Origin of the sequence: Paenibacillus antri (genome assembly GCF_005765165.1) — a bacterium.
Classification (GTDB): domain Bacteria; phylum Bacillota; class Bacilli; order Paenibacillales; family YIM-B00363; genus Paenibacillus_AE; species Paenibacillus_AE antri.
On the sequence record NZ_VCIW01000001.1, the window covers coordinates 121,895 to 137,096 of the forward strand.

The window sequence follows — 15,202 nt, forward strand, 5'->3', positions numbered from 1 at the left end:
ATTTGCCCATTGACTTTCCAACCGAATTGGTAGACGATGGTCTTATCAACATCTGGAACATTGTTCCGTATTATGAACGAAAAGGGGTCATTCCTGATGAAGTTGGTTCGGTATTCGATCGCGGGCGAAGCTTCCGTCCGCGGCGGAACGCTCGAGGGGGACGTCATCCGCGAATATGCCGGCGATTTGTTCGAGGGCATCGAGCTCACGGGGAGAACCTGCCGATTGGAGGAGGTAACGCTGCACGCGCCGTTCTCGCCCCGGCATATTATCGGCATCGGCGCGAACTTCGCCCCGGAGGGCGTCCCGAAGCCCGACATGCCGGAGCTCCCGGTTCTATTCTTCAAACCGACGACCGCGGTTATCGGTCCCGGCGCGCCGATCCGGCTGCCGCCCGGCGCGAAGAACGTGAAATTCGAGGCGGAGCTCGCCGTCGTCATCGGCCGAACGGCCAGACGGGTCGATCCGGAACGCGCGGGGGAGTACATCTTCGGCTTTACCGTCGCCAACGACGTCAGCGCGCCCGAATTCTTCCACCCGAACGGCCATTGGACGGTCGGCAAGTCGTTCGATACGTTCTGTCCGTTGGGACCCTGGCTCGACACGGCGTTCGACGATCGCGACGCCCGCATCCGAGCGACCGTGAACGGCGCCGAGAAGCAGAACGGCTCCGTCGAGCGGATGATTACGCCGGTACGCCATATGATCAGCCGCGTAAGCGAATTTATGACTTTACAGCCGGGAGACGTCCTGCTGACGGGAACGCCTCCGGGCGCCGACGTCATCCGGGGCGGCGATACCGTCATCTGTTCGATCGAAGGGCTAGGGAGCTTGAGCAATCCGGTGCTAGGCGCTGACGCGAAATAATCCATAAGGGGGATCTCGACATGTCTATCAGTACGACGATGATCTATCGCATCGAGATGAATACGGAGCAAGTCACGTTCGGGGAAGTCGCGACGGCGGTGAACGGGGCGGGCGGCGACGTGATCGCCGTGGACGTCATCCGCGCCGGGAAGCCTTATACCGTCCGGGATATTACCGTACAGCTGAAAGTCGACGTTCACCGGCGCGTGGCCGAAGCCGTCGCATCGCTTCCCGGCGTTCGGCTCGTCCACGAGTCGGACAGCACCTTCCTTGCACATCTCGGCGGCAAAATCGAAGTGGTGCCGAAGACGCCGATCAAGAACCGGGACGACTTGTCCAAGGTGTACACGCCGGGCGTCGCGCGGGTGAGCATGGCGATCCACGAGGACCCTTCCAAGGCGTTCACGTTAACAGCCAAGCGGAACACCGTCGCCGTCGTCACGGATGGCTCCGCGGTGCTGGGCCTCGGCAACATCGGACCCGAGGCCGCCATGCCGGTCATGGAAGGGAAAGCCGTGCTGTTCAAGCAGTTCGCCGACGTCGACGCGTTCCCGATCTGCCTGCGGACGCAAGATCCTGACGAGATCGTCGAGATCGTGAAGGGCATCTCCCCTACGTTCGGCGGCATCAATCTGGAAGATATCAGTTCTCCACGCTGCTTCGAGATCGAACGGCGTCTTCAGGAAGCGCTGGACATCCCGGTCTTTCATGACGACCAGCACGGCACCGCGGTCGTCATGCTGGCCGGGCTGCTCAACGCGCTGCGGCTCGTCGGCAAGACGATCGAGACCGTCAAGGTCGTGGTTTGCGGCGTAGGCGCGGCAGGCGCCGCTTGCATCGAGATGCTGCTGGCCGCCGGCGCGCGGCGGCTGATCGCCGTGGATCGTTGCGGCGCGCTGCTGCCGGGCGTCGATTACGGACAGCCGACGTTGAACCGAATCGCCGCCCGGACTAATCCCGAGCGGCTGAGCGGACCCGTCGACGAAGCGATCCGCGGCGCGGACGTGTTCATCGGCGTGTCCGGTCCGGGCGTGTTGACCGTCGCCGACGTACGAAGCATGGCGCGGGACGCGATCGTCTTCGCCATGGCGAATCCGGAGCCGGAGATCGATCCCGAGCTGGCGGAGCCGTTCGTCCGCGTGCTGGCGACGGGCCGCAGCGACTACCCGAACCAAATCAACAACGTTCTCTGCTTCCCCGGCATTTTCCGCGGCGCGCTCGACTGCCGCGCTTCGCGCATTAACGACGAGATGAAGCTGGCGGCCGCCAAAGCGATCGCTTCGCTCGTAACGGACGAGGAATTGAACGAGCAATACATCATTCCCAGCATTTTCAACGAAAAAGTGGTTAAACACGTGCAGGCGGCCGTCGTCGCCGCCGCCGTCCGAACCGGCGTCGCCAAGCGGATTCCTCCCGAGTACCCGATGGAAGTCGGCATGAGCGTCGTCCTTCCGTAATACCGGCGTTTCGGCAGCGCCATCCATTTTCAATCAGCGGAACAACTCGTAAAGAAATGCCGCGCGCGTCCGCTCGCACGCGTTGCCGGCGGAGGCGTTCGGGATCGGGTGACGGCGGGGTCGCGGCGAGGGGGATTATCGGTTCACGACGTTTACCGGGGCGCCGGCTTGATATGCGCTTATATTTCGAACGACGGATTGCAGCAACCGGCTCCGCGCCTCCTGCGTCGCCCATGCCACATGCGGCGTGATCACGCAGCGCTTCGCCGACGCCAGCGGGTGATCCGGATCCGGTGGCTCCGCCGACAAGACGTCCAGGCCCGCGCCGGCGATCCTCCCCTCGTTCAAGGCGTCTGCAAGATCCCGCTCCGCGATCAGCTTGCCGCGGGCCGTATTGATCAACAATGCCCCGGGCTTCATCATAGCGATCGTCGACGCGTTGATCATCCCTTCCGTCTCGGCGGTTAACGGGCAATGCAAGCTGACGACGTCGGAAACGGAAAACAGCTCGTGCAAGCCCACCCAGGCGAAATCCGGGGACGGAAGCTCCGTCGGGGGCGACCTGCGGTACGCGGCGACCTTCATGCCGAATCCATGGGCAATCCGAGCCGTTCGTTCCCCGATCGCTCCGTACCCGACGATGCCCATCGTCTTCCCCTCGAGCTCCGCCAGCGAAGACATCCGGCGGCACCAGTCGCCGCTTCGGCTCCACTCCCCGTCCGTCACGGATCGGGAATGGAGACCGACCTGATTAGTGAGCTCTAAGAGGAGCGCGAACACGTGCTGAGCGACCGAAGCGGAACCGTAGCCGGGGACGTTCGTTACGATCATGCCGCGCTCGCGCGCCGCCTTCGTATCCACGACGTCGTACCCCGTGGCGAGCAGGCCGATATAGCCCAATTCCGGCAGCTTCGACAACACGTCTCCAGGTAGGCGCGTCTTATTGGTCAGGATGATATGCGCGCCCCGGGCTCGTTCCATGACTTGCTCAGGAGACGTGCGCTCGAACACTTGCAACTTTCCGAGCGCGCCCAACGGCGCCCAGTCGAGATCGCCCGGATTCAGAGCATAACCGTCCAAAACGACGATGTTCAACATGGATCCCCCCTCGTTGCATAGAGATGGAACCTCTCTTCGTCCCGGATCGGACGAAGAGAGGTTCCATACGTTGTACGATTAGATGTATACGACGACTTTATTCGCCTCGATCTGCACCCTATAAGTTTCTACCGAAGGCTCTTCTTGCTCTTCCCGCACTTCTTCCACGGCCACCTCGTACGTCTTCACCAAGCATTTGTGCGGATCGAACAAGGATTTGCCGTTGGTCAGATCGAATTCCCAGCCATGCCAAGGACAGCGAATAATTTCTCCTTCGCGCGCATACCGGTACTCGCCCGGCTTAGAGGGTAAATTCGTTCCCTTGATCGGACCGGCGCACAGCGGCGCCGCCTGGTGAGGACAACTGTTCTTCAGGGCGTAGTAAGCGCCGTTCACATTAAATACGCCGATGCTTCGATTTTCCAGCGTTACGATCTTACGGGACCCCGGCGGAAGCTCCGCGGCATTCCCGACGACATGTCTTCCCACTTCGCACCATTCCTCCCGACGCTCTACAATTTGTAAAATTCCTTCGCGTTCTCGTAGAAGATCCGCCGCGCCATGGCGTCCGGCAGCTTGGGAAACGCGTGCTTCGGCGAATCGAAATCCCAATGCGGGTAGTCGCTCGCGAACATGAGGATATGCTCCGCGTCCATCATCGTCAACATTTGGAGCAGATGGCCGTCGTCGTCCGGCCGCTCCAACGGCTGCGACGAGATGCGGACGTGATCGCGCAAATATTCGCTGGGCCGCTTGGTCATCCAAGGCACCTCATACCGGAGCGCCTTGTACTCCTGGTCCAGACGCCACATCAATCCGGGCAGCCAGGAGACGCCGCCTTCCACCAAAACGATCTTGAATCCCGGAAACCGTTCGAACACGCCCTCCGTCAAGAAACTGACGAGATGCGCTTGGAACGCAAGCGAGAGGCAGGTATGCCACTCGATGTAATGCGTCGGATAACCCGGCGACGGCTGAACATTGATCCCCATGCCGTCCGTCCCCGGATGAATCGCGAACGGCAGACCATGTTTCTCGCACGCTTCGTATATCGGGTAATATTGCCGTTGTCCGAACGGAGCGCGCGCCCCCGAATCCGTCATGACCTGCACGAAATGCGGATGACCGGCCCATCGTTCGATTTCCCGCGCAGCGGCATGCGGGTCCTGATGGGCGATGGTGATTGAACCCTTGAATACGCCGTCGGCGTTATGTTTACCGAGCCAAGTGTCCGCCAGCCATTCGTTATAAGCCGCCGCGATCGCTGTCGCGTAATCCGGATCGGGCAGCAGATTGCAAAAGGCTCTCGGCATCAGGACGGCGTACTCGTGGCCGAACGGTTTCAAAAGCTGTTCCCGCACGAAATCCGGGTCCGTCCCGGCCCCGCCGCCGTTCGGCGGCGTCGCATCCAGCCGCATGCCGTGCACGGGATTGTCGAAGAACCCTCTGCCGCTCCCTCTGTACCGGCTCTTCCACGGCTCCTGCATGTACGAACGGATTTCGTCGACGCTCTTCGGATAAGGGTGAACGTCGCAATCGATGATCGCTCTCCCTGTGCTTCTGGTCGCCTTCATCTCTTCAACCTGTTCCATCGTAGTCCTCCCGTCGATCAAGATACTCTGTGTTTTTGGATATAAGCTTCCCGCACCTCCGTTCCCATGCCGGGAACGGAGGGCAGCAATATGCTTCCGTCAATCAATTGCAGTTCGGTCGCGAACATTCCTTGTTCTTGGTGCTTTAAACTGCCCGACTCAAGGAAGACGGCGTTCGGGAGAGCGCAAAGAATGTTCACGTTCCCGGCTCCGCCTCCGTGGCTGGCGATTTTCCTCCCGGCCGCCTCAGCCAGCGCACCGATCTCCATCCATTCCGTTACGCCGCCGGTTCTTCGATTATCCGGTTGATAGATCGCTCCGGCGTTCATGCGGATGGCGTCATAAAACTGGTGCCGCGTGTAATAGTTTTCTCCGAGAGCGATCGGAATGTCCAACTTTTGGGACAAGCGGACGTAGCCTTCCGTACGATACGGGGCAAGCGGTTCTTCGTACCAATAGATCCCCAGTTCCTGATATGCTCTTCCCCTGCGCAACGCTTCCGTCTCGTCGAAAATCTGGTTCGCGTCGACCATCAGCGTCACGTCCGGACCGACTTCGTTCCGGACGGATTCGATTCGCCGAATGTCGTCCTCCAACGAATGCTTGCCGACCTTGAGTTTAATCGCTTTAAAGCCTTCCTCCACCGCGGCGACGCAATGTTCCAAATAATCCCGTTCGCGTTCGTAGTACCACCCCACCATCGCGTACGCCGGAATCCTGTCGCGCGCGCCGCCAAGCAGATGACAGACCGGTTTCCCGCTGGCCTTCCCGACAATATCCCATAGACAGATGTCGACGGCCGCGACGGCGAACTGCGTAATCCCGGTCACACCGTAATATTCCGTCGCAAACCAAAGCTTCTCTCTGACTTTGCGGGAAAAATGCGGGTCTTCGCCGATCAAGAGCGGAGCGATCTCTTTATCCAATATCGTCTTAAGGATCGCCGCTCCGGCTTTCGCTCTGCCGAAGTGAGTCGTCGCGCAGCCGACGATCCCTTCGTCGGTATGCACCTTCGTGACGACCGTCGTCCCCGCGTCGAACGTATGCAGCGCGTCCGACACGGGACGCTTCACTTCGGACTGCAGCACGATGGATTCCAATCCGACAATGTTCACAGTCTCACCACCAACGGTTTCATATTGGCCTTCTTATTTCGCGCTTTCGTACCAATCGTTCGCTTCCTTCGTCAACTGCTCCCCGCCGTCTTGATACCATCTCGCGACCATGTCGTCGAACGTGGAATCGATGTCGATATCGCCGGCGATCGTCTTGATCACGTACTCCTTCACCCGAGTATCCAAGAGTTCCGAGTAGGTCGCCTGAGAAGGCAAGGATACCTTAAGTTTGTTTTCGTAGAACGCCCGATCTCTGACGACGTCCGCGGTTTTCTCGTATCGTTGTTTCGGCCGCGCCCCGCCGACGATCGCAAGCCAGTCGGGATTCGTCCATCGCATCGGATTCACTTTCCATTCGAGGCCGACGTTGGCCAACTGCGCATCGTAGAGCTCATGCTCGTTCCATTTCGGATTGTAGATCAGTTCGCCGTCGGCGTCCTTGACCAACAGCACTCCCTCGGGGCCGGCTTCGAGCATCTTGTAAGTCTCTTCGTCGGTGTGCAAAAACTCCATGATTTTCAAAAGCTTTTCGTATTTCCCCGGGTCCTCTTCCAACGGCTTGCCGAACAAGAGAATGGTCTCCTGATAACCCTGGCGCTGATAACCGGCTTGCCCGTTCGGTCCTTTCACGGGGGGCAAGAGAATGTAGTAAGGAGCTACCGGATGATCCGAGAAGTCGACGTCGACGGTTTTGGAATAAAACTCCTCCGGGTTTCCTTGTCTCTCGTCGAACCACTGTTTCCATTCGGGAGTGTTCGTGACCCATTTATAATTGACGTGACCGTCGTAATCCCACTGATAATCATCGAAGGAGACATGGTCCATATAACCGATCTTGTGTTTCGCGAACTTGGCGGCCACGTCTTCTTGATCCACGCTTCTCCCCAAATCCGTGATGAATTCCGGATCGATCAGCTCTTGTTCGTACCAGCTATGGAGACGCTTTAACGCCTGTTTCGCCTCCTCCGTCGTTAAGCCGAACTGCAGCTTGCCGTCCCGTTCGACCCACATGAAGGGATTGGCGCCGAACGCTCCGAAGATAGACTGGAACCAATATTGGCCGTCGTAATCGCTCGGATTGGAAAGCGCGTACGTGTCCTTGACTCCGTTGCCGTCCGGATCTTCGTTTCGGAATTTCAAGAAGGCCGCTTCCAGTTCGTCCAGCGTTTCCGGCAGCTTCGTAATGCCTACGTTTTCGAGCCAATCCGCGCGGATCGCCGCGGGGCGCGGAACGCCGCCGTTCGGGTAAAATCTCGGCAAGCCCATGTTCTTCCCGTCCACTCTGGCGACCGACAACAAACCCGGGTCATAGGTTTGCAGCGTATTGTAATATTCCGGCATATGCTCCTTAAGCATGTCCTCGGGGATCTCCGCGAGCAGCCCTTGCTTGGCGTATTCCGGGACCAGATTTAAAGTCCCGGCGACGAGATCGGGGATCGTCCCCGTGGCGTACATCAGGTTCAACTGCTCGATCCGGTCTCCGCCGTCGAGTCGGATCACCTTTAACTTCACATTAAACTTCTTCTCGAAATACCGTTGACCGAACGTCTCGTCGTTCGTCACGCTGTCGCCGAGCTGTATCGTATATTCGTAGGCCGGCGTATTCTTGAAGTAGTCCGGCGTAACGGTTTCGTCCAACGTCTTCTGAAAGATTTGTTCGGCGTATGCTTTGGACAAGGGGTCGTCGGCATTGCCGGTCGAAGGACTATCCGCGTCGCCGGATTCGTTCGCCGTTCCGGTTTCCGCGCCGCTGTCGTTACAGCCGGCCAGCAACCCGCCGATCAAACATGTTATCAATGCTAAGGGGATCAACTTTCCTTTAATAGTAGTCATTGGACATCCTCCTATAAGGCAACGATTGATTTACGGAATGAGATTTACTATACTTCAAGTCGGGTGCTTCCCTATTCATGGTTATTGCAACCGCCAAGTCCAGTATCCGATGGTTCGGGAGCACTCCTACCTGCGCTTTCGACGCTTCTCGTTTTCCATGCAATCGCCTCCTTTCGTCGCCGCGAACGTTGCCGATGCGGGAAATCGCTTGCCTCACCTCCCTCGAGAGAGATCGATTTCGCAAGGGACACTATCCTTTCACGGCCCCCATGACGACGCCCTTCACGAAATATCGCTGGACGAACGGGTATACGCATAGAATCGGAAACATCGTAATAAGAATGGCGGCGGCCTTGATGCTTTCCCCGGTCGGCGCCTCGGCTTTATCGAAGAAACTCACCGTTTGGCTCATCATTCGCGCGCTTTGTTCGATAATTAACTTCCGAATATGCACCTGAATCACTTGTTTTTCCGGGGACTGCATGTAGATGATCGAATCGAACCACGAGTTCCAATGGTTTACCGCCACCCAAAGACTGATCGTCGCGATGGCCGGCGCCGCGAGCGGAACCATGATCGTAAAGAAGAGGCGCAGGTCGTTCGCCCCGTCGATCTTCGCCGATTCTTCGAGGCTGCCGGGGATCGTCATGAAGAAGTTTCTCAAGATCAGCATATAGAACGTGTTATATAAGAACGGCGGAGCCAAGATGTACACCAGCGGATTATCGATGAGTCCCACATTTTTAATGAGCAGATAAGTCGGGATTAACCCTCCGCTGAAAAACATCGTTAGGATAAAGTAAAACGTAATCGATTTCTTAAACGGGATATATTTCGACAACGCATAACCCGCCAAGGACATAAACAGGACGGAAAGGAAGGTGCCGATCAGCGTTCGGCCTACGGTATAAGCGTAGCCGGTGTAAATATAGCTTTGTTTTACGAACCCCTCGTACGCCCCCCAAGAAAACCCTTGCGGCCACAGCAATATGGAGCTGCTTGCCTCGGCCAAGCCCTCGCGCGTGCTTACCGATAGAAAGAAGAGATACATGATCGGATAAAGCACGGAAGCGCAAAGGACGACCATGAACAAATAATTGACGTAATCGAAGAGCGTAAATCGTCTTCTTTGTCCTACGATGGCCAACTTCCATCGCCTCCTACCATAATCCGGTTTGACCGTACCGATTCGCCATGCGATTGACGAGCAAGACAAGGATCAAGCCTATAACGTTCTTGAACAATCCGACCGCCGTGGAAAAACTGAAATCCATCTGTACGAGACCGACGCGGTACACGTACGTATCGATGATATCGGCCACTTCGTACACCATCGGGTTATATAAGTTGAAGATTTGATCGAACCCGGCGTTCATCATATTCCCTACGTTGAAGATCATCATGATAATGATGACATTCGCGATGGAGGGCAGCGTGATGTGCCAAATTTTCTTGAATCGTCCCGCCCCGTCCATCGTTGCCGCTTCATACAGCTGCGGGTCCACGCCCGCGATCGCCGCCAAATAAATAATCGAACCCCAGCCTACGCTCTGCCATACGTCCGACAAGATCAAGACGGGTACGAACCACTCGGTTTCCGCCAAGAAATAAATCGGCTTCCCGCCGAACGCTTTAATCATGTAGTTAACCAATCCGCTGGAGGGAGAAAGAATCTCCACCATGATGCTGCCGATGATGACCCAGGATAAAAAATGCGGAAGATACGAGATGCTCTGGACGATCTTCTTGAATTTGTCGTGAAACAACTCGTTCAACGCTAGCGCCAAGAACAAGCCGGAGGTATACACGAAGATGAGCTTCAAGAAGGAAATGATCAAGGTGTTCCTCAATACCCTAGTAAACTCGGGCGCTCCGAACATGCGCTCGAAGTGATCGAAACCGATCCACTCGCTCCCCAGAATGCCGTCCATAATGGAGAAATCTTTAAAAGCGATGGTGACGCCGTAGATCGGAATGTAATAAAAGATAAAAAACCAAACGATCGCCGGGAATAAAAATAAGTACATGTATTTATGCTTAATGATTTCTCTGACCAACTGATTTTGCCGCATCATCGCACACCTCCGATTCGAACGTCATCGAAAACTGTTATAAGGTGTCTTAAACCGCTTTCAACCGTTCGTTCGAGATTCCGGTCGATACCTTCCTTTCGTATCATTTGGTTGAAGCGTACGCACACCCGTGGTACCGATTGGTTATTACTGTATGACATGCATGGAACGAAACTCAATGAACACGTTTTCTCCCGATACACAATTCACTGAATTTCCGCCACGGAATGGCGCCGGAACCGAATGATTCCGCCGGAAAACGGCAGCTCCCCGAATGCGGTTTTTTTGCGTCTTTCTTTTCGCAATACACCATTCTCCGCCGCAATGCACAAGAAAAAAGAGCCCCCTCGGAGCCCTCGCGCCAATGACATCGCTATGGATACACTTTTTTTCGACCGTCCCGCTTTTTTTCGCTATTTCCGAAATTCTCCCGGGGTCTTCCCCACGAGCTTTTTGAAGGCTCTGATAAAGGAGAAGGCATGCAGATAGCCGACTTTATTGGCGATGTCCTGAATCGGCTCGGACGTGTTCTGCAACAGCTTCTTTGCTTTCTCGATCCTGATTCCCACTAGATAATCTACGAATTTTTCGCCGAACTCGTCCTTAAATAACTGGCTTAGATAGCTGGGACTTAAATTGTATGTGCGACTTAGAAGATTCAAGGACAAGTCGGGACTCGCGTAATTTTCGTCTATATATTGCCTGACATCATGAATCATTTGATTATTGTTCTGATTATCGCGTTGGCGTTGGATTTCGTCGCTCATCGACTCCAGCAGCGGATACGACCGCTTCTCGAATTCTTCTAAGGTTTCGAAGCGGTCCAGCAGCTCGGCCAAAGCGGGCATCGTCCGTTGTTGCCAGCTCTCCCGCAGCTTATTCGAGAGTTCATTCATGCTTCGATCCAAGTAATAGAGGAAATAATGGATGATACTAACGATATCCTCCCGCGGGAACATGCCCGATCTTAAGTTTTGGAAAAATGCTTGATATTGCGAATGCCACGTCGGATTGCCCGAACGATAAGTATGAGCAAGCGTGCCTACGAACTCTACATGGTTGAAAATCTCGGTCTTCGGCTTCGCCAACAGCTCCTCCGGATGAATGACGCGATCATTTCCGAAAATAGGCTTGTACTTCAGCGCCTGCATAGCGCTCTCGTATAAATCCGGAACGTCGTCGATCTGATCCGTCTCGCCGCCGATGCCGACGGTCGCGGTAAACTTCAGATTATCCTTGATCCAAGAGATGTAATTTTCCGGCATTTGCCGTATTTTTTGCGATGAAATTTTGGCCGCTTCTTCGTCCGGATCGTCGATCATATACAGAATACCGAGTCGTTCGTTGGACAACCATTCCGTCCAAGCGTGAATTCCGTGGTTTTGTGCGATTTCTTGCACTACGCTGTTCAAAATGAACTTGAGCAAGTACTGATCTTTATCGGAATAGACGGCGGTAAACTCGTAGTATTTATCGATCTCCAACACGTTAAAGGCAATCTTGTCGAACGTTTCTTTCAGCCCTAGTCGCCGCATCTCATGTTTCCACTCTTCAAGCTCGATCGGACGGTTTCCCTCGACGGTCTCCTTGAAGAAACCTTTCCGGATCCGAATGAGATCCTCCTCCTGCCGACTTTGGAATTTGTTCGCTTGCTCCATTAAATCTACGATCGCTAATTCGATAAATCGAATCTCGTCGGGGTTGCCTTTGGCGAACAAATCCCGATTCTTCAGGCTGAACGTCTCATTGAGCCGTTTCATGATCGTCTCGATCGGTTTATAATTTCTTCGGGTAATGAAGATGATCCAGATGGCCCCGACTCCAATGGACACGAGACCCAGAACGACCCAGAAATAGGGGAACACCGCAAAAAAGGCGAACATTCTCCCGTTCTGAAACCCGCTGTACACTTCCCAACCGGTATAGTCGGACGTCGATTTCGCATATGCATCGTCGACGTCCGCCGCGCGATAGGCCGTCGACGCCGATTGTTCCGTGCTAAGAATAAAGCTCCCTTCCCCGTCGAAGATATGAACGACGCCGGTCTCCAGGCTCGACATCTCGGCAACCATCGCCTGGACCGTATCCACGCGAATGTTGATGACGACAAGTCCTTGCGAACCGGTGTGGAACGGATATTTCTTTACGAGAGAGACCACCGATTGCGTATCGTTCTTCCTTACGTCCGTATACATCCTTCGTCCGGTCCACGACGAACCGATCTGTCTTTCGCTTAATTGCTCTTCGATGAACGCTTGATCGCTGAATTGTTCCAACGGCGTAAAGACGCTGTCGCTGATCACGAGGCGGTTCCCTTGATAATAGATGTAAGCGGATTCAATAATGGGGAAATTGAGGATGAGTTTCTTCAGTGCTTTTGAGATCTCGTAAATATCGTATTTTTGAAGGTCTTCGGCTTCGAACGATCGATTCAGCGTCCCGTTGGTCAACATTTCGTTGACGACCATCTTCTCGACGGGAGAAAGAATATTGTTGACGGACTGGTTGATTTGCATCACGAAAAATTCGTTCGATTTCGTGGTCGTCTTCTTGATATTTTCGCTGAACGCCAAAAACAAGATCAGAAACAATATGGAGGTCACAAGAAAAAAAACGGGAAGATAGGAAAATAGAGTCTTATAAAACCAAAGCTTCTTCTTGTATTCTATATTCATGCATCCTCCGCACCCTTTCTCGATTCATGTCCCCGTAATAATGTCTTAGGTATTCATTATAGGCTCTGTCCGCTGTCCATCGCAATCGAAGATTGCCTTCCGGCCGATGCCGTAGGTTCTGATAGATCTTCATAAACAGCATCGTTGTATGCCTTGTCGTATCCTCGTCGTTTCTTCATTTCTCCCCCGCTTCTTATTTTATTTTAGTTTTATGATAACAAAGGGGCATTCATGTAGCCGCTGCCCCAACTCAATAAAAAACACTGTGGATTATACAACTATGCATAAATATGCAATGTTGTAATCCACAGTGTTTGCAATCACTTACTTCCAGGAGAGTTCCGCCTCCTTGAGCACTCCCATCGGGACGACGCCGCGGGAGGCGTCGCTGCAATCGCGCAGACGGTTGGATGCCGCGACGCTGCGCTGACGCAACCGAATGCTCTCGATGCGCGATTGTCCTAAAGCTCCCCGGTCCCGCTGCAAATCGCCCGAGTAAGGGACGATATGCCCCAGCTCGAACTGATTCGGATCTAGCAAAATAATTTGTTTATTTCGGAGTTGAAGACGAAGTACGTCTGCGTCTTCCAAATAAAGTATTCCTCCGCCGTGCAGCGCTTCCGGCGTCATATGGCCTATTGCCGCGCCTTGGGTAACGCCGGAATAACGTCCGTCGCTGATCAAAGTCACGAGCTTTCTTAGTCTCCGGTCTGCGTTAATATGTTGCATCGGCGTCATCATCTCCGGCATGCCGAAAGCTTCAGGCCCTTGACCCGAGATCACTACGGTCAAGCGCATTACGCCTTCCTCTACCATACAGTCGAACAAGCTATCGTAATCGGTCATAGCTTCATAATACGATGGATCGGCAGCATTGAAGGCAGCCATTTGGCGTAGACGCGCCATGGGTAACGTCCGGTTTATTTTTAAATTGTCGATCAATTTCACGTTCAGTAATTCGCGGTTTGCCTGCTCTTCGTTCTCGTAATAAAGCACGAATGAAACTTTACTATCGAACCGATCGAGTTGTTTGCTCTCCATTCCGCTGATTTTCACGACGGCCGAATCGAAGAAGTTTCCGCGCAGCACATCGACTCCGCTAAAACTGCGCTTAGGTGTACTCAGAATAATCCTGTTCTCGCGCACTCCCTCCGCACTTAGACCCTTCTCGAAGGAAAGCCGCTCCTTCCAAGATTGTCCGGTAACCGTTAACGCATCCAAGTCCATGGATACCCCATTACGATTCAATTCATATATCAACGTTTCCATGCCTCTAATCTGTCCGGAACAGCATTGCTGCGCGAGCGCGAAGATGTCCCGACCATCCGTAAGACTGTAATCGAATAAATCCGGGACCGGTTGTTCCATAAGTATTTCTTCCATATCCTTCAAGGAAAAATCGTATCCGGCGTAAATCATCGCCCCAACGATATGCATCACAAGGTTTGACGATCCGCCGCTGGCGCTGTGAATCCGGATGGCATTCCGAATATTTGCTTTCATAAGCTCGCTTACACTGCATTCCGGTCTTAAGAAAATAGAGAAAAGGCCATTCACGCTCTTTCGAACCTGCTCAAGCGTAGGCGGGGCGACCAACAATTCGACCTCAGGACTTACGAACCCGAGACCCGCCGTGATTTCCCGCGAACTGTTTCCCGTTCCGTGGAAAGCGCAGATGCCGCCCTTGGAATCGCATGTATTCACGGCTAATTGTTTTTCAATCCGTTTGTGCTCCTCTTCGCTTAGAAGCTTATAGTCCACGGCGCGTTGAAGGACCCCTTGAAACGATGTATTCGACGAACATTGCAAGATGTAGCTCATCGCGTCGTCGATGTCGGCTGCCACGTCCGGGTAACCTTGTTCCAAGGCATATTCGGACAATTGCCGGAGCTCCAGCTTCAACTCCGGAGGAATCGTTCCGCCTTTCAACACATGTGAAGGCGCGAACGTCGCGAAGACCGGGTGTTCCCCTCTAAATCTCCTAAGTCGGTCTAAGTGCGCAAGTCCGCTTAAGACGCCAAGCGGTTGCTTATCGCAACCTTGAATGACGAACGCCCCATGATAAGAATGGGCTTCCATTTGATTTACGACCATCTCTGCGATGGCATTCCGACTTTGAAGCGAATAAGACATTCCAATGTTGTTTTGGGCCGTCCCGTCGCATAATACGGGCGTGCTGAAATAAAAAGGCAATCCGCCTGCCTGCCAAATCGTTATTGCCGCTTTAGAAACCGTCTGATGATCGAGAATATGCGCAGGATGATCGGCGGACCCGCCGATGATTGCTACCCGGGGGGAGTTTTGTTCTAATCGGTCGTATATACGATCGAGCGTCCAATCCGGGACTCCGGTAAATTGCTCCCCCAACTCCCTTCGTGATCGATCCAACAATCCCGCCACCGTGATCGGTTCATTCGCCTTTCCTTGGACATTATGCTTATAAGCATTCACTGGACTAGGTATTACGATCATTCGATCACCTCCCTTTTGCCG

The 15,202-nt window shown here is 54.2% G+C and carries 11 protein-coding genes; 2 read left to right on the plus strand and 9 right to left on the minus strand.

The features are described from left to right. Positions 1–96: 96 nt before the first annotated feature. Positions 97–867, plus strand: a complete 771-nt coding sequence (locus FE782_RS00445) for a fumarylacetoacetate hydrolase family protein (RefSeq protein ID WP_138191400.1) — start codon at positions 97–99, stop codon at positions 865–867. 20 nt (positions 868–887) lie between these two features. After that, positions 888–2,324: an NAD-dependent malic enzyme gene (locus FE782_RS00450; RefSeq protein ID WP_138191402.1), complete on the plus strand. Its 1,437-nt coding sequence runs from the start codon at positions 888–890 to the stop codon at positions 2,322–2,324. A gap of 135 nt (positions 2,325–2,459) precedes the next feature. Here FE782_RS00450 and FE782_RS00455 read toward each other — a convergent pair whose 3' ends face one another. From FE782_RS00455 to FE782_RS00495, 9 genes are all read right to left on the minus strand, one after another. Beyond that, on the minus strand, positions 2,460–3,419 hold the full coding sequence (locus FE782_RS00455) for a D-2-hydroxyacid dehydrogenase (RefSeq protein WP_138191405.1): 960 nt from the start codon (positions 3,417–3,419) through the stop codon (positions 2,460–2,462). Positions 3,420–3,500: 81 nt separating this feature from the next. Further along, complete coding sequence (locus FE782_RS00460; RefSeq protein ID WP_138191407.1) at positions 3,501–3,911, minus strand: Rieske (2Fe-2S) protein; 411 nt, start codon at positions 3,909–3,911, stop codon at positions 3,501–3,503. Between the two features lie 23 nt (positions 3,912–3,934). After that, on the minus strand, positions 3,935–5,014 hold the full coding sequence (locus FE782_RS00465) for an amidohydrolase family protein (RefSeq protein ID WP_238392278.1): 1,080 nt from the start codon (positions 5,012–5,014) through the stop codon (positions 3,935–3,937). 17 nt (positions 5,015–5,031) lie between these two features. Next, the gene (locus FE782_RS00470; protein ID WP_138191410.1) at positions 5,032–6,129 is read right to left on the minus strand and encodes a mandelate racemase/muconate lactonizing enzyme family protein; all 1,098 of its coding nucleotides are present in this window, start codon (positions 6,127–6,129) and stop codon (positions 5,032–5,034) included. Between the two features lie 33 nt (positions 6,130–6,162). Then, positions 6,163–7,962 (minus strand): extracellular solute-binding protein, encoded by a 1,800-nt coding sequence (locus FE782_RS00475; protein WP_138191412.1) that lies wholly within the window; start codon positions 7,960–7,962, stop codon positions 6,163–6,165. A 250-nt stretch (positions 7,963–8,212) separates the two neighbouring features. Beyond that, on the minus strand, positions 8,213–9,109 hold the full coding sequence (locus FE782_RS00480; RefSeq protein ID WP_138191414.1) for a carbohydrate ABC transporter permease: 897 nt from the start codon (positions 9,107–9,109) through the stop codon (positions 8,213–8,215). A gap of 13 nt (positions 9,110–9,122) precedes the next feature. Then, the gene (locus FE782_RS00485; protein WP_138191416.1) at positions 9,123–10,037 is read right to left on the minus strand and encodes an ABC transporter permease; all 915 of its coding nucleotides are present in this window, start codon (positions 10,035–10,037) and stop codon (positions 9,123–9,125) included. A gap of 410 nt (positions 10,038–10,447) precedes the next feature. Then, positions 10,448–12,709, minus strand: coding sequence for an AraC family transcriptional regulator (locus FE782_RS00490; protein ID WP_138191418.1), 2,262 nt, complete (start codon positions 12,707–12,709; stop codon positions 10,448–10,450). A gap of 324 nt (positions 12,710–13,033) precedes the next feature. Continuing rightward, positions 13,034–15,181: a dihydroxy-acid dehydratase domain-containing protein gene (locus FE782_RS00495; RefSeq protein WP_138191420.1), complete on the minus strand. Its 2,148-nt coding sequence runs from the start codon at positions 15,179–15,181 to the stop codon at positions 13,034–13,036. Positions 15,182–15,202 lie beyond the last annotated feature (21 nt).

Excerpts from the sequence above, each read along its gene's own strand:
- FE782_RS00445 (WP_138191400.1), top strand. The coding sequence starts at position 97 with ATGAAGTTGGTTCGGTATTCGATCGCGGGCGAAGCTTCCGTCCGCGGC.
- FE782_RS00475 (WP_138191412.1), bottom strand. The coding sequence starts at position 7,962 with ATGACTACTATTAAAGGAAAGTTGATCCCCTTAGCATTGATAACATGT.
- FE782_RS00490 (WP_138191418.1), bottom strand. The coding sequence starts at position 12,709 with ATGAATATAGAATACAAGAAGAAGCTTTGGTTTTATAAGACTCTATTT.
- FE782_RS00450 (WP_138191402.1), top strand. The coding sequence starts at position 888 with ATGTCTATCAGTACGACGATGATCTATCGCATCGAGATGAATACGGAG.
- FE782_RS00465 (WP_238392278.1), bottom strand. The coding sequence starts at position 5,014 with ATGGAACAGGTTGAAGAGATGAAGGCGACCAGAAGCACAGGGAGAGCG.
- FE782_RS00495 (WP_138191420.1), bottom strand. The coding sequence starts at position 15,181 with ATGATCGTAATACCTAGTCCAGTGAATGCTTATAAGCATAATGTCCAA.
- FE782_RS00485 (WP_138191416.1), bottom strand. The coding sequence starts at position 10,037 with ATGATGCGGCAAAATCAGTTGGTCAGAGAAATCATTAAGCATAAATAC.